Raw genomic sequence first — 16,097 nt, 5'->3', positions numbered from 1 at the left:
CATCGCCCTCGCCATGCTCACCCTCGGCGGACACCGCCCCCACCTACCAAGCCGTCAAACCGCATAACCCCGCCCACGGAAGCGACCGAAGAGCCACATTTCATGTCTACCGGGTTCTGATGAACCGTCACTTAACGCCTCGGTGGAGGCTCTGCAAGCCCAAGGGGAGCCCGGCACCAGAGGATGCTCGTGGGGACCTGCCCTGGAGGCCGGCAGCCATGGTACGGATCGCAGGGAGTCGAGCGAAAAGCGCTTCCCCCGGGCAGTCAGTGGCATAGCCGTCGCGGTGGCCGGAAATGGCATCGAATTCGGCTGAAGTCCCTTTCGTGTAACGGCTCTTGTCATTCGTGGACGTGAGCCGCACCTTGCTGGTGGGGTCGATGCCGCGCAGGCTGAGTTTCCAGGCTGCGAGGGCCGCGATCGCATGCTCCATGGCTGCGGGCACTGGCGTCCCCCTTCCGAAGGTGCCAATCGCCGCGATCCCCACAGTGCCTTGGTTGAACCCGATAGTATGGGAGCCGATGACGGGACGGTCCGCACCGCCTGCACGGCCTTCGTAAATGGTGCCGCATTTGTCGACGAGGAAGTTGTAGCCGAGGTCTCCCCATCGCCGGTCACGGGTCTGGCCCGTATACAGATTGCGCAGGGTACGCGGGACGTCCGCGCAGTCGTAGCCGTTGGGGGTGTCGGTGTGATGGATGAAGACCGCCGCCACCCCTTCCGCGTAGTGGGCATGGGGGTCGCGCCGAGTCTCGTCGGCTTGCCATTGGGTCCGCGACACGATAGCGGGCCGAGGAGCTGCATGGGGGAAGATCACTGCTGTCACTCCGAGGGCTGGGAACACCCGCGCGGCTTCGATAGCCGACTCCGGCAGTGATCCGTCCCGCCACACCGAAAGCGAGAGAGGACCTCCCGGCATCGTCCCTCCGACGGCACCGGCCGTCGTCACCCCGGCCGGTGCCGCCACGAAAGGAAGTGCCATAGGAATCGTGAGCCACAGTACTATTCGGTACAAACGCACAGGAAAAACCTTCTTTAGTCTTTCGCCGAGTGGACGGCGGGAGCGCGTATGGCCAATAGCTTTGCCACAGAAGGTTCGCTGCGCGCGGCGGGTTACTGCAGTCAGGCGAGCATGCCGATACACCCACCAGCTCCCGCCAAGGGGCCGAGGGTGCGCACCTCCTCCGCCTCCGCGAGGGCTGCCCTCACCCGCTCGAACTCGGCCCGCAGTTCCTCCACCGGCACCAGAGCAGCCTTCTCACGGCTCCTGAGCACTGCCCGCATCGACGACATCCGCGACCTCCACGCCCTCCAGGACGAACCAGACGGGCCCAGCCTGCCCGAACAGCACGGGCATTACGTCTGACCTGCGGAAACCCGTATATCAGGTTCGGGAAAAGAGAATGCCTCTCAGGAGGTGCACTGGGGCCAAGGGACGTCGATCTCGACGGGCGCGGCGTAGTCGATGCCGGGCACGGCGAAGCCGTAGAGCTGCTGCACCTGGACGGTGAACCAGTCCAGGGCGGCAAGGGTCGGGATGTTCTCCGTCGTGGCGGTCTTCCAACGCCCGGCGACGGCCTCTTGGACGGCAGGGGTCAGCTCCCAGGTGTCGAGGCGGATGCGGTCCTCGTCGTCGAGGTCGAGAGGCGCGGTGCCGGTGAGTTGGTCCCAGAGTTGAGTGAGCTGGGCGATTGGCGGGACCATGGCGTCTTCGAGGACACCGCGCAACAACCCGACATAGAGCGCGATGCCGGGAATGGCCGTGCTGGACTGGGTGACTGCGGCCCCGTTGACTGAGGTCAGGGCTCGGCCGTCGACCTCCTTGACGAGCCGGTCGTTCAGGTCGCGGGCGGTCTGTTCCAGATGGGCCTTGGCCGCGCCGATGGTGCCCTGCCGGTAGATCGCGGCGGTCAGTGGCGACCCGATGTAGGACAGGGCGACAGTGGCGAACCCTTGTGCCAACAGGTCGCGCCCGGAGAGGTGGTCGATCCAGCGGGCCCAGTCCGTGCCGCCCATGACGGCAACAGTCTGCTCGATGTCGTCGCCCTCGGCCGGCCCGGTCTCGACTGTCGTGACTTCGGGTGCCCCATCGCCGTCGAAGACAAGGGTCTTGGTGCGGTACACCTCACCGATCGGCTTGAGCACGGACGCGTACGTGACACTGGTATCGGGATCGGTGCGGCGGGGGGCTGCAACGGAATAGACGAGGTAGTCGAGCTTCCCTCCGAACCGCTCGTCGAGGAGGTCGGCGACCTGGTCCTTCAGGGTGTCGGAGAACGCGTCGCCGTTGAGGAACACGAAGTCCCGCCCGTGCTTCACGGCCAGCTCGGCCGTTGCGGCAGTCCGGTACCAGCCGGCCGTTGCGGTTCGGCGGCCGGGCGCCTTCTCGAAGGACACGCCGACGCCCCGGATGCCGGCCCTGGCGAGTCCTGCGATGGTGGCGGCCAGCCCGTACCCGGCGGACGAGCCGATCACAAGCGCGACGGGTGCCTCGTCCGCATCCGTATGACCCTCCTGCGCCGGTTCGGGGACGGCCTGCCACATGTCCTGGACGAGCCGGGTACAGCCGGCAGGGTGTGAGTCGAGGAACAGGAAGCCGCGGGAGCGGGAACTGACGATGCGTTCGGTCATGAGGGGTTGTCCTTGCCGGTCGACATGTCCAGGGGTGCGGCGACCACCAGAGCGCTCACCGCGTGCTGCAAGTCTCGGACCGTGCGGCCCCGGGCGGTCACCTTGTCGGGGACAGTAATGATGAGGCGACCTTGGAGAGTTTCCACCATTGCAAGCAGGGACAGACCGGTCACACCCGGCACCGGCACCCGATAGGACTCCGAGCACTCGGTCACCGCCTGCCCGTGACTGCCGCAAGGACCTCCGTGAACGTCCGGGCATCCGGACCTCGGTGCTCCGGCCGGGATCGGAGGTCCAGAAGGGATGTCACTGGATCCGGGCGGACAGGTGCAGCAGGCGACGGCGCAGCGAGATGCGGTTGCGGGGGTGAGGCGCGGCGAGCGCTTGCTACGCGGAGTTCCAGTCGCGGTAAGCCTGCACCAGTTCGGGGGGGGAAGGTGATGGACTCCATCACTACATCGGATCAGATATTCGATTTATTGCGCGACACGTATCACTACGCGAGGTCAAGCGGTGTGACTGATTGTTCCGCTTCGCCACTGAGCGTTGCACTTGGCCAGTTGAGTACGGGGAGCCGAGTGGCCGGTCCAAGGCGAGTCTGGCGGGTCGGCGTCGGCGCTACAGACTCTGTCGCATCTGCTCTCCTGACGCCGCCTCTGCGGCCAGGGCGTCCCGCCCTGTTTCCCCATCGGCTGGGTGCGCCAGGGGGTTAGCCCTACCTGGAGCGGGCAGGTAGCGGGATCGCCCCGGACTGCCGCATCCGGAAATGCTGGACCCGGCACTTGCCGCTGGTTTCCCAATGATTCCCGAGGAGTTGACTCGTGCGCGAGCAGGCACAGCAGAGGTCCCTTTCGTCCAGGCGGCAGCGGGACGGTCGGCGCAGAGCCGTGCCGGCCGCGGCCGCGGTGGCCGTCGGCGTCATGACGATGGGTGCCCTGGCGCCGCCCGCGGCCTTTGCCGCCGCCAGGCCGGGCACCGTCCAGCAAGGCCTGAACGCGCTGGTGCACACCGACGGCCTGCCCGCCGCGCTGGCGAGCGTCCAGGACCGCGAAGGCCGCACCCGGACTTACACCGCAGGGGTCGGCGACCTGGCCACCGGCGCGAAGGTGCCCAGGGACGGTCAGGTGCGGATCGGCAGCAACACCAAGACGTTCACTGCGGTGGTCGTGCTGCAACTGGTCGGTGAGGGGAAGATCGGCCTCGACGCCCCGGTCGACACCTACCTGCCAGGCCTCGTCCGCGGGGAGGGGATCGACGGACGCCGCATCACCGTCCGTCAACTCCTACAGCACACCAGCGGACTTCCCAACTACCTCAACTACGACCTTCAGCCACGGTACTTCGAACCCCGCGAGCTCCTCGACATCGCTCTCCAGCACAAGGCCGACTTCGCCCCCGGGACGAAATGGGAGTACAGCAACACGAACTACGTGCTGGCCGGCCTGATCATCCAGCAGGTCACCGGCCGCCCCCTCGCCGAGGAGATGGACCAGCGCATCATCAAACGCATCGGGCTGCGCCACACCTATTTCCCCGCCCCCGGTGACATGACCATCCGAGAACCTCATCCCCAGGGCTACTACCAGGATTCAGCAGGCGCACCTCTGAGCGACGTCACGGAAATGGACCCCTCCTGGGCCTGGGCGGCAGGTCAGATCATCTCCACCAACTCCGACCTCAACCGGTTCTTCACCGCGCTCCTGGGCGGCCGCCTCCTCCCGGCAGCCCAGCTCGCCCAGATGCGTACCACCGTCCCCGCCGGGCCCCCCTTTGCCTCCGGCGCGCGTTACGGGCTGGGGCTCGTGAGCACGCCGCTGTCGTGCGGCGGTGTCTCCTGGGGCCACGGCGGTAGCTTCCCGGGATACGAGACCCGGGGCGGCGTCACCGACGACGGCCGCGCCGCCAACGTCGCGGTGACCATCCAGCCGACCGACAAGACAGCCATGAAGCGTGTCGAGAGTGTCGTGGACACGGCCCTGTGCCGCTGAACCGCGCCTGTGAGGGACCGGGCCTGCGCGTCAGGAGCGGAGCCAGAGACGTACGACAGCAGCGGTCACGGCGCCGTGAAAGACGTACGCCCTCTTTGTCGCAACGCGTGGCCACGGCCCGGAAGATCTTCAACCGGTTGATCAGCCGCTCGACTTCTTTCCTGCGGGCACAGCGTGCCGTGAAGAGGTCCTGTTCGCCAGTAGCGGCAAACGGGGCAGTTCCTGGAGGCTTTCTCGTCCGCAGGCGAACGCGGATCAAAACTGTCGGCGGACGTCCCGCAGGAGGATCGCGCAAACCGGAGCGAATTCCACCGTGCGCGCTCTGTAGGCAGCGCCCGTGATGCAGAGCGTGCCGGGACGGCAGCACCCTTGGCATCCGGCACAGCGGCACCGGCCCGGCCTGCGGTACAGCACGTCGCAGGTAGTGCGTGCCCCCTCCCTGCCGCGCGGTCGGCGCGGAACGGGGAAAGAGGCCATCATGGAAGAAAGCCGATGTCACACACTCATATCGAGAGCGACCGGCGGCCTGACCGGACTGACGCGCGAACGTCGGCAGTGATCCCGCTGTTCTCCAGTTCTGGCTGAGTTCCGGCATGGCATGCCTTGAAGGCGTCATGGTGACTGGACAGCCCGCCCTGCTGCTTCCGTGGTGGTCCCTCGGCACCGTCCCGGGATCTCGGGGCAGAGGAGAGTTCCCGGTGAACTACATCCCTGAGCGGCTGCGCGCCTCCCCCGAACCTCCGGCCCACGTTCCGGCGCGGTCGGCAGTGTCAGCGGGCGACTGCGGCCTGCTCCTCATCAGGATCACGTTCGGCCTGCTGATGGCAGGTCACGGCTCCCAAAAGCTCTTCGGCCTATTCGGTGGCGAAGGCCTCACTGCCACGGGCAAGGGATTCGCCGCGCTGGGATATCACCCTGGAAACGTCTACGCCGTCATCGGCGGCGGCTCCGAGTTTCTGGGAGGCGTCGGCCTGGCTCTGGGGCTGCTCACGCCACTGGCAGCGGCTGCCCTGATCGGTGTGATGATCAATGCCATGGTGACCGTTACCGCGCCACACAGTCTGTGGGACGTCCAAGGCGGCGTGGAGTACAACCTGTGCATCGCCGTCGTTGCACTGGGCATCGCTGCCACCGGCCCAGGGCGGCTCGCCCTCGACCACCCCTTCCGCTGGGGAAAGGGCGGCTGGCGCGAGGCAGGTTTCGCTCTGTGTCTCGGCGGCATTGGCGCCGCCATCGTGCTGATCCTCTAGCCTGGCCGTTTCGCTGAGGCGCGGGCCCGTTGGCCTTCGAACGTTGCCATGCGTGCCTCTTTCGTCCAGGTCAGATCAGTGCGGCACGCACGTTGGCGAGCGCCTCGTCGAGCGTGGTCGCAACGTTCTCGTGACCGCTGAAGCCGTCGTCCTCGCACGGGTCGACGGTCCAGCCCCAGCCGCTTTCAGGATGCCCGTCGATGGTTGCGGCGTGCTTGCCCTTGGTGATGGTGATGGAGAGGTTCCCTGCCGGGAAGGTCTCGATTTCGGCGCGTGCCGTCTCGCCGAAGGCGTGGTGGATGGCGTCGCGGGCTTCCTGCTCGGTGGTCATGGGCTGCTCCTGGTGGACGGTGACGACGACGGTGCGGCCGCTCGGGTCGGCGAGGCGGCGGCCGCCCTGAGAGGGTGCAGGCGGCCACGGTGGCGAGGGGTGGGGTGGGGTGAGCTCGAGAACGGTGATCGGTGCGGGTGGCGCAGTACTCGGCAGGTTCCGTGTGCTCTTTGGTGAAGGTGGACGTCATCAGCAGGCTGTCCCCGAGCCGGAACCCCACTCTTGTAACAGATACTCCCAGGAAATCTCCGTGTGCGGCAGGAACAGAATCCCCTGAAACTCCGCCGATCGTTCAGAGGTATGCAATCTGGGTGGCTCGTGCGGCGCTGGTCCTTCGTCTGGAGCGGCTCGATCACGTCGCACCGGCCGTCGCTGCCTTTCCACCTCATCCCCCCGCGCCATTCCATTACCTTCGCGACCTGATGAACCTGACACCGAACTGGACCCGATCACTCCATTGATCATTCTGCGGGAGGTTCTTGGGGATACGGGGCAACGGCTGGAGCAGCGGATGACGAGTTGGCTGACGCTGCTCCCGCCGTTGGCCCCCGGTGTGAGCGTGGCGTCTTCGGCTCCGGCTGCCTCGCCGCGTTCAGCGCAGCCGATCACGCGTTCGTGAGCCTCTCCCCCACTCCGAACGTCCGCGGGACGGAACGCGGATGATACCTCCTGCACCCCGGTATTCCCTTTCCGCGCCGCACGGGATGTCCGCGGGGGCCAGGGAGCCGATGATGCCGTGGGTACGGGCTGCGCGGATACCATGGCCCGCGCCGGGCGACGAGGCGCACAGCGGACGGCCGAACGGATGGGCGCTGACCTGAACGTTCATCCCGTGCTGGCGATGTTTCCCGGAATAGTACGGCCGATCGGCGGCGATCCGGAGTGCCCCCGATTCCGTGCCGGAGCCTTCGGCACGGAGCCGATCCGCGAGAGCTGATTGCGGTTCAGCGGTATCCGGTGGCGTCGGCAGGCTTGCCCGCGTCCTGAACCTCGACGATGTACCGCCAGGCGTTTGGCCGGCTGCCGTCAACGTCGGTGAAGCCGTAGACCCGGGCGAGCTGACCGGCGGACAAGGACTGCCCGTTCCAACGGCTCACCTGGGGATCGGCGGCCAGGGCAGCGACGGCTCGCCCGACGTAAAACGGACTCTCGGAGATGCAGAAGTGCGGCTCGCGCTCCAGCGCGTCATGCCACGATTCCTCGGTCACGCCGAAGTGGTCGAGCATGATCTCCGAACGCATCCACCCGGGCGTCAGTGCCACTGCTGTGCCACCCCGCGGACCGAGTTCGTGCCCCAGCGCAAAGGCCATGCGCAGCACCGCGGCCTTGGCAAGATCGTAGAAGAACGACACCCGGTAACTGTCCCGGTTGTACTCGGCGGTGCCGTCGGTCATCTCGACCACCAGTCCCCCGTCATTCCGCAGGAGGAGGGGAAGAGCGTGATGGCTGGTGATTGCGTGGGTCTCCACCGCGAGCCGGAGCAGCCGCAGTCCCTTGTCCAGGTCGTGCTCCCACACGGGGGTGTCCCATTCGAAGAGAAGTTCACCACCCCAGATGTCGTTGACCAGGATGTCCAGCCGGCCTTGTTCGGATGCAATGCGATCCACCAGGCTTCGGACCTGCAAAGGAACCAAGTGGTCGGTCGGGACCGCAATGCCGCGGCCTCCCGCCTCGGTCACGAGATCGGCGGTGTCCTCGATGGTCTCGGGGCGGTTGTACTCCGAGCGTTGCCCCCGTGTGCTACGGCCAGTTACGTAGACGGTAGCCCCAGCCGCGCCGAGTTCCACCGCGATCGCCCTGCCGGCTCCCCGCGTCGCCCCTGCGACGAGAGCGACCTTTCCGTCCAGTGTTGCTGACATGCGTGTCCTTCCGTGTTACGCGCTGCGCCGGCGCCCGTGCGAGCACCGCCGACAGGATGGTTGCGCAGAAACCAGACACCTTTTGTCGTGTTTTCCCCAGGCTGCGTGGGCGCGTGCTTCACCGTGATGCCGCGGGAGCGCTGCGGTCCGTGTTCAAGCGACACGGACCCGCTTGTCGGCGAGGGTGGCGAGGTGCGCATCGCGGGCGGCCTCCCACAGCACGCCCGCCTCCGGGGCCGGGTAACCGTTGGTCGCGATGTCCTCCAGGACCGAGGCAAGGGTGCCGCGCCTCAGCAACCCGGCGCACAGGCAGGCCGAGACGAACAACGAACGCTGCAGCCGCAGTGGAGTGTCGCTTCCCCTTGTTCGACGTGGGCCGTCGCACCCCTTTGGTGACACGGCCCCGCTGGAGGTCCGGCAAGCTGTGCAGCTTCGTGCCTTCGACCTCGGTGTCAGGCTCCGATCCCGTACCCATCAGCTCACTGCGGCAGCCCTGGCTCGTCCGTAGCTCTGGGATCAGAATCCGAGATCACTGAGACCGGGGTGGTCGTCCGGGCGGCGACCGAGCGGCCAGTGGTACTTGCGATCCGCTTCCTTGATCGGCAGGTCATTGATGCAGGCGTGCCGTACTGTCATCAACCCGTTCTCGTCGAACTCCCAGTTCTCGTTGCCGTACGACCGGTACCAGTTGCCGAAGTCGTCGTGCGACTCGTACGCAAACCGCACCGCGATCCGGTTGCCGTCGAACGCCCACAGTTCCTTGATCAGCCGGTAGTCGACCTCGCGGGTCCACTTGCGCTTCAGGAACGCGACGATCTCGTCGCGTCCTGTCACGAACTCCGCCCGATTGCGCCAGCGTGAGTCCTCTGAGTAGGCCAGGGCGACCTTCTCCGGGTCGCGTGTGTTCCAGCCGTCTTCCCCCTGACGGACCTTCTCGATTGCGGTCTCCCGTGTGAACGGGGGAAAGGGCGGGCGCGCGGTCATGACTGCTCCTTCGGGACTGGGCACTCCGACATCGACGCCAGGGCCGCCTGTACATGCCTGCCAGACGTCCGGCCCCTCTCGCATGGCGATTCGTGGCACGAACGTCACGCCGGCCGGTCTCGGCGACACCACCTGACTGTCGTCGTGCGGGCTCTCCGATCCTGGTTGATCCCAGGACATACGTCGTTCCGGCCGGCGCTTCCATGCCCGACCCCAACGGGCACTTATACTACTGTTTGTGGTGTTTTCAGCGGGCCGTACGACCGAAAACTTCGCGCCCCCAAGACCTGAAAACGGCTGCGTTCACCAACGTCAGTGGGTGCCCGCCCGGCCAGTACACCCCCACCGTCCAGCTCTACGCTCGATGTATTGCGAGCGGCGCCTTCCAGGACCGGCTCGAACACCTCAAGGCGGCGGCCACCGTCTTCCCGGCCCTAAAGGCTCCAGCGGACACAGTTGCGTCACTGGTCCCCAATCCACTGCCTTCATTGCACACAAGGGCGCAAGCAGCCGCCGACCCATGAACGATCGGAACGGTCATGACATCCGTGCATCACCGGACTGCAGAGATCGAGGGGCAGAATATCTTCTACCGGGAGGCTGGATCGCAACGAGCGCCTGCAGTCGTGCTCCTGCATGGGTTCCCCGCCAGCTCGCACATGTTCCGCCACCTCATACCTGCCCTGGCGGACCGCTATCACCTCATCGCACCGGACTTCATCGGCTTTGGGTTCTCTTCCGCGCCGTCACCTGAGGAGTTCCCCTACAGCTTCGAAGCCCTCACTGACATCACCGCCGGCCTCCTCGATCGTTTGCACATCGAACGCTATGCCGTATACGTCCAGGACTACGGTGCCCCGGTTGCCTGGCGCCTGGCACTGCGGGCAACGGACAGCATCACCGCGATCATCACGCAGAACGGAAACGCCTACCAGGAAGGCTTCGTCGCGGCATTCTGGGACGGCCTCTTCGCGTACGCCGCCAACCCCGACGCGGACACCGAGAGGGGCGTGCGTGCCGCCCTGACTCTGGAGAGCACCCGCTGGCAGTATCTGAACGGAGTTTCGGATCCCAGTCTGATCAGCCCCGACACATGGACGCTCGACCAGGCTTTGCTGGACCGCCCCGGCAATGACGAAATCCAATTGCGGCTGTTTCGCGACTACCCGACCAACGTCGAGCTCTATCCAGCCGTTCAGGCGTACTTCCGCACCAGCCAGGTCCCGCTTCTTGCACTCTGGGGTGCAGGCGACGAAATCTTCGGCCCCGACGGCGCCACCGCGTTCCTGCGCGACCTGCCGCACGCAGAAATTCACCACCTCGACACCGGACATTTCGCGCTGGAGAGCCACCTCGACGTCATTACGGCGAACATCCGAGAATTCCTCGGAAAAGTACTCGCATAGCCACATCGGGGCGATGTACGGGACCCCGCCGGCGATTTCCAGGTCACCCACGCAGTTCGGCGAAGGCCCGGGCGATCCACCCGACGCCGACCTTCATTAATTCCTGCTCCTCCCCCAGTCGGCGAACCCTCGACCGAGCGGGCGCACATCGAGAGGCGCAGGTGCGCCGGGACCCACCGGATCCCCTCCTTGTACCGAAGCAGGCTGCTTGTCACCGACGAGAGCGGCCGATATACCGACGCCGAGGCACGGTGATTGTCACCGGGGCAGCACGCTGCTTGTCACCACCGGTTCGGGCGGCACGGCAGTTGTCACCGGCTGCGGTTCCCACGTTCCGGTCACTGCCGGCGCAATTCACTGAACCAGCGCACGATCGCCGACGTGGCCGCGACATTGGACCCCAGGTGACGGGATCCGTGGTAGTCGACATCGCCGAGATCGGCGACCGGGGCGGCCACGCCGTTCCTGAGCAGAGCCGCCTGGCAGTGCGCGGTGTTGGCGGTGACGGCCTGCTCGTCCCCGCTCGCCATGTAGAGCCGGACCGGGGTACGGGGGGCCCAGTCGGTGCATACGGCGTCGGTTGTGCGCAGCGCCGCCGCCATCTGCCCCGCCGGATGCGCAAGCAGCTCGCGGCCGTGCTCGGTCAGCAGCTCGTCCAGAGCACCCGGGGTGCCCCGCATCAGCTGCTCCCCGGTGTGGGCGCCGTCGAAGAGCGCCTCGACGGTGCTGTCATAAGGGGCTCGGAAGACCTCGCCAGGGCTGTCGTAGATGTGGTGGAGCCTGTTGAACGCCACCAGGGTGTACGCCGCGTACAGCACACTGGACTTGGGTTCGAGCCTGCCCTCGAGCAGCGCGGGCAACTCCGCGCCGCCGAAGTCGTACGCGCCGCTGACGGGTGCCAGCGCGCCCATCCGGAACCAGTGGTCCTCCCCCGCATCCAGTGCCCGGCCGAGACCCAGAGCTGCCGAGGCTCCCTGCGAGAAGCCGGTGACCATGACCTCGCGCTCCAGCGCATGTCCGGTGCGGGGCGCGAAGGCGCGGGCCGCCCGCAGCATGTCCAGGGATGCCGTGGTCTCGGAACCGATGTCCATCCAGGGGTGCAAACCGGGTCCCGTGCCCATCCCCAGATAATCGGGCGCGACCCCTGCGGCACCGGCCGCCGCGTGCGCTATCACCGGCGCGGACACGAACCCGCCGCGCCGCATGGACGGGGAATCGTCCTTGTGACTGCCAGTACCGTGGGCGAAGGAGACCGCCTGCAACCGTCCCTCACTGGTGAGCGGCAGCACGAACAGCCCGCTCGCCGTGGTGAGACGTCCGTATGGATCGACGGTCCGGTAGACCAGCCGGTACGCGACCACGCCGTACCGGACGGCGTCGTTTTCGAACCCAGCCGCGCCCAGCTCCGCGGTCACGGCCTGCGGGGTCGCGAGCGTGTACAGCTTCTCGGCGGAGACCAGCGAGCCCCGGCCCTGCTCTTCGTGCCGCGCCTGCGTCTGGGCATGAGCGGCGGGAACAGTGGTGGCGATGGCAACGGCCGGCCCGCTCAGCAGCAGGCCGCAGCAGACGGCTGCCACGGCCGCCCGGAGACCGCCGCGGTACCGGGTTTCACTGCGCGACGAGGGTGAGGCGGGGATGACCACGAGTTCCTCCAAGCGTGGCTCAACAAAGGCTAGTTCAGCCTCACCTGGGACAAACCTCGACGCACTGGCGCAAGCCCCCGGGCCTTCCTGGTGCATGCCCCCGTTCGCTTTGCCCCCCTCCGACGGCCATCACCACCTGAGGCGTGCGGACTCGACACCCCAGCAGTCACATTCGCGCCTTCGCATGGCCGGGCGCGGCCGTGTCAGAAGTCGAGCTCGACGTAGTCGATGTCGGTGAACTCAACCAGGAGGCCGTCGGCGCGGCGGCCGCGGTCCTTGAAGTACTGCTCCTGGAGTCCTTCGGCGACGACAGCCTGGAGCTGCTCGTCCGTGGCGCCGGCAGCCTGGGCGTCGAAGAGGCGGGCGGCGTACTCGGGCGGGAGGTGCTGAGTGATCAGGCGGATGCGCCCGTCGTCCGTGGTGCCGGGCGCTGCGGTGAACCCGAACCTCGCCCTCGTCTCCACCACGATGCCGGTGGAGGTGGCGGCCTGCTTCTTCGCCTTCTCCTTCACTCGCGGCTGCCACCGCATGCGGACCTCACGGGCAAGCCGGGCCGCGAGGCCCGCATGCGGCTTCTTGAACTGGCCCTTGACGTACCGTTCGACGGTGCGCTGGGAAATGTCCAGCAGCTCGGCCACGGCCCGGGTGCCCTTGTACTGCTTGACCAGGAACCGCATCTGCGCGGGCGCCCCCTTGGGGATGGGGCGGGTGGCGGTGTCAGCTGCGGCTTTGTCAAGACTGTCTCCGATGATGCCCACCGAGCGCTCCTACTCTCCGCCGATCGCGGCGTCGGTTCCCTTGATGTGGCGGGCCGGATTGTGTCCTTCGTCGAGCATCTGCACAGCCCACAGCATTTCCTGAGTGCCCTCGTGCTTGACCATCCCCGGGGACACACCAAGCCGGAACGTACCCGGGGCCGGCTTCCCATCGGCGGTGTGCGGCAGGACGTCAAGCGGGGACGGCCCGTCGGAGAGGTAGACGGCACAGTCCGACAGCAGCGCGATCGGGAGCAACGCGTCCTCCCCCAGCATCAGGTGCCCCACGGGGGGCGGAGCGGTCTGCGTCGCCAACGCCGTCTTCACCACCTTGCGGTGCATGTTGACGCGGGCGGCGGAGATGACAGCGGCACGGATGTCGGGGCGCCACGTCGAACGCTCCAGTGCGGGCCACCGCTCGCCGAACTTGTACCCGGTGCCCTGGGGACGCTCGCGCAGCTTGCCGATGCCGCCCTTGACCGTCGACTTGATGGCGGACAGGACCGCAGCCAGGCCCGGGTCGGTCTGCTTGTGCGTCACCATTGCGGCGAGGAACTCGGTCTCGGTCATGCCTGGGACAACGCCCAGGTCCGCCATCGTCTGCTTGTACGCCTCGGCAAGACGCTTGTACCAGGGGTCCAGGTACGGACCGGACTCGGTGCGGATCCACCCTTCCAATGGCCGGATGGCCACCGGCAGCTCGTAGGTGTCGATGAGCTCGGCGGCGTAGGCGAGGGTCGGTGTCGCGTACCAGGCCGGGCCTTCCGGGCGGGTTCCGTGCGGTGTGAACGGGCTGGGCAGGCGCGGGTCCAGCTCGATGCCGGAGAGGTCGACCAGCCAGCTTCCGGGCGTCTTCTTGTCGAACGCTGGGGCCGTGACGTGGACCGGTGCGCCCAGGCCGACAACGAGCCGGTTCGCGGCGGCGAGGAACGCGGTGTTGACGTCGATGCCGACTGCGAACGTCCTGGTGCACTCTGTGTCGGTGAGCAGTTGCGGGTCACGGGTCCAGTCGTACGCCTCCTCGTCCAGGACCTCCCCCGGGGTGCGTTGATGGGTGCGTGGGTAGAGGGCGGCGACGACCGGGTGCTCGTCCGGCGCTTCCACCGGTGCCGGGTCGACCGGGTCGGTGAGGGAGCCGGGCACCGACCCGGACACCCAGGTGCCGGTGTCCTCGTTCCGTACAGCGCGGGTCGGTGGGCGCAGCGCAGTCATCGTCTCCAAGCCGGAAACGGCAGTGGAGCCGCGGGGGGTGATGACGCGAGTCGCGTAGGTGCCGAGTACATGGGCGATGCCGGCCGGGTCCAGCTGGGCGGTGTGGCCCCAGGAGCGGGCGTCGAGTGCGCCCCAGGGCAGGATCGCGAACTGCACACACTGGCGTTGCCCGCCGGTGGCAGGGCGGTAGATCCGCGCCCAGGGACCGAACCCGCGCCGGGTCAGCTTCCACTTCGCCCTGGTGATCTGCTTGACGACCTTGTGGTCTTCGGGCAGCCGCAGGCCGCGCCGGTCCTCAAGGCGCTCGGGGAGCCCGAGCCGTTCGGCAGCCGCGCCGGTGAGGACGATCAGAGGGTCGGCGTCCTTGCCGGACGGGTGCAGGCGCGGCGCGCCCAGGTGCGCGTCGGCGAGAGTCCAGTCGACCAGCGCGGGAATGGTCCTGGCGGGACAGTCGAGGACGAGTCCGCCGACGCAGTACAGCGAGCCGTCGCCGTCCAGGACACCGAGCGGACCGTTTGCGTAGCCCGGATCTGCGGCGGCTGGGGCGGGGGCCCGCTTCGGGGTGGCCCTCCGTACGACCGGGCGCCGCGACATCGGTGGGGTGATGCTCGCCGAACGGTCCGGACGGGCGCCCACCGTTGAAGTCGGGGCCGGGACGGACTGCGGCGTGGTGTCGGGTTCGGTGGCCGGCCCGGGGGGCAGCGGGCGAGCTTCCGTAGCGGTGCTCACCGTTCCGGGAGACACGACCTGACCGGACACGACGGCGTCGGCCGGGTAGAGCTCGGCAAGCTTCTCCAGCAGCCGGGCGTACGCCTCGCGCTGCGGCGGTCGTGGTTCGGTCTTCCCGTTCTCCCACGACACCACGGTCGGCCGGCGCACCTTGAGCGCCTTGGCGACCTGGTCCTGGGTCAGCCCATGGGCTTTGCGCAGGCGCTCCCGCTCGGCGGGCGGGGGCAGCGGGGAAGCGGACGCGATCAGCGCGTCGATCGCGTCGAACAACTCGGACATGGACACCTCCGGTCCCATCCTACAGCAAGAAACGCACATTTCACGTACAATGCGCGTACATTTGACCTGTCTCGCGGAGAGGTTGACTGTCCGCTGCGCACGAACCGGATTGATCTCTCGCAGTTGTCCCGTTGTCCTGTCTCTGCGATGTGTAGGCAGTTCCGGTCTTGTGTGGGCAAGTTCTGGAGTGTTCCGGTCTTGTGCAACGGGGGTCTTTGGGGCGTCTTTGGCCGGTCCGGTTCGAGTCCGTACGGCCTGAGCGCCGGGATACCAGCCGCGTCTGGCTCACGAAAACCGTCAAGTCATCGGCTGCGGAGATCGAGTATCGGCTCGGCAACCCCGACGGCATAGCCACACTCATTGCCGCGAGAACGCCAATCAGCGCGTGACGATGCAGAAGGGATGCCCAGCAGGGTCGGTGAGGACCCGCGCCTTGTCCCCATGCGGCTGGTGATCCGGCTTGCCCGCACCCAGCTCCAGCAGCCGGGCCTCGGCCTCGTCCAGGCTCTCCGCGACCTTGAAGCAGATGTGAAGCTGCTGGGGAACGATCTGGCCAGGCCAACTCGGAGCCCGGTAGTCCTCGACTCGCTGGAAGCCGATGAAGAGGCCGTCCTCACGATTGAGACCGGCGAACTCAGCGTCCGACTTCGGGTGCGGTTCAAAGCCGGTGGCCTGCTGATAGAACGCCGCCAGAGCCAGCGGATCAGGGCAATCGAGTGTTATCGCGACCAATTCCATCTGCAGGGGCATGAGACCTCCGAGCCGATCAGTGGACTCCCAAGCACGCCACAGAGGCGGCTGCCTACGGTTGAGCGGGACGGGGAGGGCGCGTTCGTTCCGCTCACCCGTAAGCACAGCAGGTCAGGGCCGCACCATGCCAACAGTTATCTGGGACAGGACAGCCGGTGCTGGCGCAGGAGAACGAGCGCGTCCCGGCCCTTCCTGACAGCCTCGACTGAGGCACCGGGGTTCTCCGGTTAGCCTGGATGGGCGAGACAGGAGCATCCCCCGGCATGACCAGCACCACCAA

At 67.2% G+C, this 16,097-nt stretch carries 15 protein-coding genes and 2 pseudogenes; 3 read left to right on the top strand and 14 right to left on the bottom strand.

The window, feature by feature from the left end:
- Nucleotides 1-127: 127 nt before the first annotated feature.
- The 4 genes from ACIBB8_RS35670 to ACIBB8_RS35655 form a co-directional block, all read right to left on the bottom strand.
- Complete coding sequence (locus ACIBB8_RS35670) at nucleotides 128-715, bottom strand: N-acetylmuramoyl-L-alanine amidase (RefSeq protein WP_398959304.1); 588 nt, start codon at nucleotides 713-715, stop codon at nucleotides 128-130.
- 407 nt (nucleotides 716-1,122) lie between these two features.
- Nucleotides 1,123-1,275 (bottom strand): hypothetical protein, encoded by a 153-nt coding sequence (locus ACIBB8_RS35665; protein WP_398959302.1) that lies wholly within the window; start codon nucleotides 1,273-1,275, stop codon nucleotides 1,123-1,125.
- A gap of 135 nt (nucleotides 1,276-1,410) precedes the next feature.
- Nucleotides 1,411-2,631, bottom strand: a complete 1,221-nt coding sequence (fabV, locus tag ACIBB8_RS35660; RefSeq protein ID WP_398959301.1) for an enoyl-[acyl-carrier-protein] reductase FabV — start codon at nucleotides 2,629-2,631, stop codon at nucleotides 1,411-1,413.
- Nucleotides 2,628-2,780, bottom strand: coding sequence for a hypothetical protein (locus ACIBB8_RS35655; protein ID WP_398959299.1), 153 nt, complete (start codon nucleotides 2,778-2,780; stop codon nucleotides 2,628-2,630). Before ACIBB8_RS35655 ends, fabV begins: the two co-directional genes overlap by 4 nt.
- Before the next feature lie 771 nt (nucleotides 2,781-3,551).
- On the opposite strand from ACIBB8_RS35655, the gene ACIBB8_RS35650 reads away from it, so the two are divergent.
- The gene (locus tag ACIBB8_RS35650; RefSeq protein WP_398959308.1) at nucleotides 3,552-4,619 is read left to right on the top strand and encodes a serine hydrolase domain-containing protein; all 1,068 of its coding nucleotides are present in this window, start codon (nucleotides 3,552-3,554) and stop codon (nucleotides 4,617-4,619) included.
- A gap of 30 nt (nucleotides 4,620-4,649) precedes the next feature.
- Here the strand turns inward: ACIBB8_RS35650 and ACIBB8_RS35645 are convergent.
- Nucleotides 4,650-4,785: pseudogene (locus ACIBB8_RS35645) on the bottom strand (IS5/IS1182 family transposase); the annotation flags it as partial.
- Between the two features lie 655 nt (nucleotides 4,786-5,440).
- On the opposite strand from ACIBB8_RS35645, the gene ACIBB8_RS35640 reads away from it, so the two are divergent.
- Nucleotides 5,441-5,869, top strand: coding sequence for a DoxX family protein (locus ACIBB8_RS35640; RefSeq protein ID WP_398959306.1), 429 nt, complete (start codon nucleotides 5,441-5,443; stop codon nucleotides 5,867-5,869).
- Nucleotides 5,870-5,939: 70 nt separating this feature from the next.
- On the opposite strand, the gene ACIBB8_RS35635 is transcribed toward ACIBB8_RS35640, so the two are convergent.
- The 5 genes and pseudogenes from ACIBB8_RS35635 to ACIBB8_RS35615 all read right to left on the bottom strand — a co-directional run bounded on the left by ACIBB8_RS35635 (nucleotide 5,940) and on the right by ACIBB8_RS35615 (nucleotide 9,043).
- Nucleotides 5,940-6,200 (bottom strand): hypothetical protein, encoded by a 261-nt coding sequence (locus ACIBB8_RS35635; protein ID WP_398959297.1) that lies wholly within the window; start codon nucleotides 6,198-6,200, stop codon nucleotides 5,940-5,942.
- Nucleotides 6,201-6,837: 637 nt separating this feature from the next.
- Nucleotides 6,838-7,080: pseudogene (locus ACIBB8_RS35630) on the bottom strand (IS5/IS1182 family transposase); the annotation flags it as partial.
- Between the two features lie 64 nt (nucleotides 7,081-7,144).
- Nucleotides 7,145-8,059, bottom strand: coding sequence for an SDR family oxidoreductase (locus ACIBB8_RS35625; RefSeq protein ID WP_398959295.1), 915 nt, complete (start codon nucleotides 8,057-8,059; stop codon nucleotides 7,145-7,147).
- 153 nt (nucleotides 8,060-8,212) lie between these two features.
- Entirely contained in the window at nucleotides 8,213-8,386 is a 174-nt protein-coding gene (locus tag ACIBB8_RS35620; protein WP_398959293.1) for a hypothetical protein, read from the bottom strand.
- A 189-nt stretch (nucleotides 8,387-8,575) separates the two neighbouring features.
- The gene (locus tag ACIBB8_RS35615; protein ID WP_398959291.1) at nucleotides 8,576-9,043 is read right to left on the bottom strand and encodes a DUF1348 family protein; all 468 of its coding nucleotides are present in this window, start codon (nucleotides 9,041-9,043) and stop codon (nucleotides 8,576-8,578) included.
- Nucleotides 9,044-9,582: 539 nt separating this feature from the next.
- On the opposite strand from ACIBB8_RS35615, the gene ACIBB8_RS35610 reads away from it, so the two are divergent.
- The gene (locus ACIBB8_RS35610) at nucleotides 9,583-10,449 is read left to right on the top strand and encodes an alpha/beta fold hydrolase (RefSeq protein WP_398959288.1); all 867 of its coding nucleotides are present in this window, start codon (nucleotides 9,583-9,585) and stop codon (nucleotides 10,447-10,449) included.
- 338 nt (nucleotides 10,450-10,787) lie between these two features.
- Here the strand turns inward: ACIBB8_RS35610 and ACIBB8_RS35605 are convergent, their stop codons facing one another.
- From ACIBB8_RS35605 to ACIBB8_RS35590, 4 genes are all read right to left on the bottom strand, one after another.
- A complete protein-coding gene (locus ACIBB8_RS35605) occupies nucleotides 10,788-12,104 on the bottom strand; it encodes a lipase (protein ID WP_398959286.1) in 1,317 nt (438 codons plus the stop codon).
- Between the two features lie 191 nt (nucleotides 12,105-12,295).
- Nucleotides 12,296-12,850: a telomere-protecting terminal protein Tpg gene (gene tpg, locus ACIBB8_RS35600; protein ID WP_398959284.1), complete on the bottom strand. Its 555-nt coding sequence runs from the start codon at nucleotides 12,848-12,850 to the stop codon at nucleotides 12,296-12,298.
- 9 nt (nucleotides 12,851-12,859) lie between these two features.
- On the bottom strand, nucleotides 12,860-15,067 hold the full coding sequence (gene tap / locus ACIBB8_RS35595) for a telomere-associated protein Tap (protein WP_398959282.1): 2,208 nt from the start codon (nucleotides 15,065-15,067) through the stop codon (nucleotides 12,860-12,862).
- 378 nt (nucleotides 15,068-15,445) lie between these two features.
- The gene (locus ACIBB8_RS35590) at nucleotides 15,446-15,817 is read right to left on the bottom strand and encodes a VOC family protein (RefSeq protein WP_155058960.1); all 372 of its coding nucleotides are present in this window, start codon (nucleotides 15,815-15,817) and stop codon (nucleotides 15,446-15,448) included.
- Between the last annotated feature and the right edge of the window lie 280 nt (nucleotides 15,818-16,097).

Origin of the sequence: Streptomyces sp. NPDC051286 (assembly GCF_044455345.1) — a bacterium.
GTDB lineage: Bacteria > Actinomycetota > Actinomycetes > Streptomycetales > Streptomycetaceae > Streptomyces.
This window is presented reverse-complemented; position numbering and strand designations above follow the sequence as displayed.

What these genes read in the sequence shown, in the direction of transcription:
- ACIBB8_RS35640 (WP_398959306.1), top strand. Translation starts at nt 5,441, where the DNA reads ATGGCAGGTCACGGCTCCCAAAAGCTCTTCGGCCTATTCGGTGGCGAA.
- ACIBB8_RS35625 (WP_398959295.1), bottom strand. Translation starts at nt 8,059, where the DNA reads ATGTCAGCAACACTGGACGGAAAGGTCGCTCTCGTCGCAGGGGCGACG.
- ACIBB8_RS35655 (WP_398959299.1), bottom strand. Translation starts at nt 2,780, where the DNA reads ATGGTGGAAACTCTCCAAGGTCGCCTCATCATTACTGTCCCCGACAAG.
- ACIBB8_RS35610 (WP_398959288.1), top strand. Translation starts at nt 9,583, where the DNA reads ATGACATCCGTGCATCACCGGACTGCAGAGATCGAGGGGCAGAATATC.
- tap (WP_398959282.1), bottom strand. Translation starts at nt 15,067, where the DNA reads ATGTCCGAGTTGTTCGACGCGATCGACGCGCTGATCGCGTCCGCTTCC.
- ACIBB8_RS35615 (WP_398959291.1), bottom strand. Translation starts at nt 9,043, where the DNA reads ATGACCGCGCGCCCGCCCTTTCCCCCGTTCACACGGGAGACCGCAATC.
- ACIBB8_RS35635 (WP_398959297.1), bottom strand. Translation starts at nt 6,200, where the DNA reads ATGACCACCGAGCAGGAAGCCCGCGACGCCATCCACCACGCCTTCGGC.
- ACIBB8_RS35650 (WP_398959308.1), top strand. Translation starts at nt 3,552, where the DNA reads ATGACGATGGGTGCCCTGGCGCCGCCCGCGGCCTTTGCCGCCGCCAGG.
- fabV (WP_398959301.1), bottom strand. Translation starts at nt 2,631, where the DNA reads ATGACCGAACGCATCGTCAGTTCCCGCTCCCGCGGCTTCCTGTTCCTC.
- ACIBB8_RS35590 (WP_155058960.1), bottom strand. Translation starts at nt 15,817, where the DNA reads ATGCCCCTGCAGATGGAATTGGTCGCGATAACACTCGATTGCCCTGAT.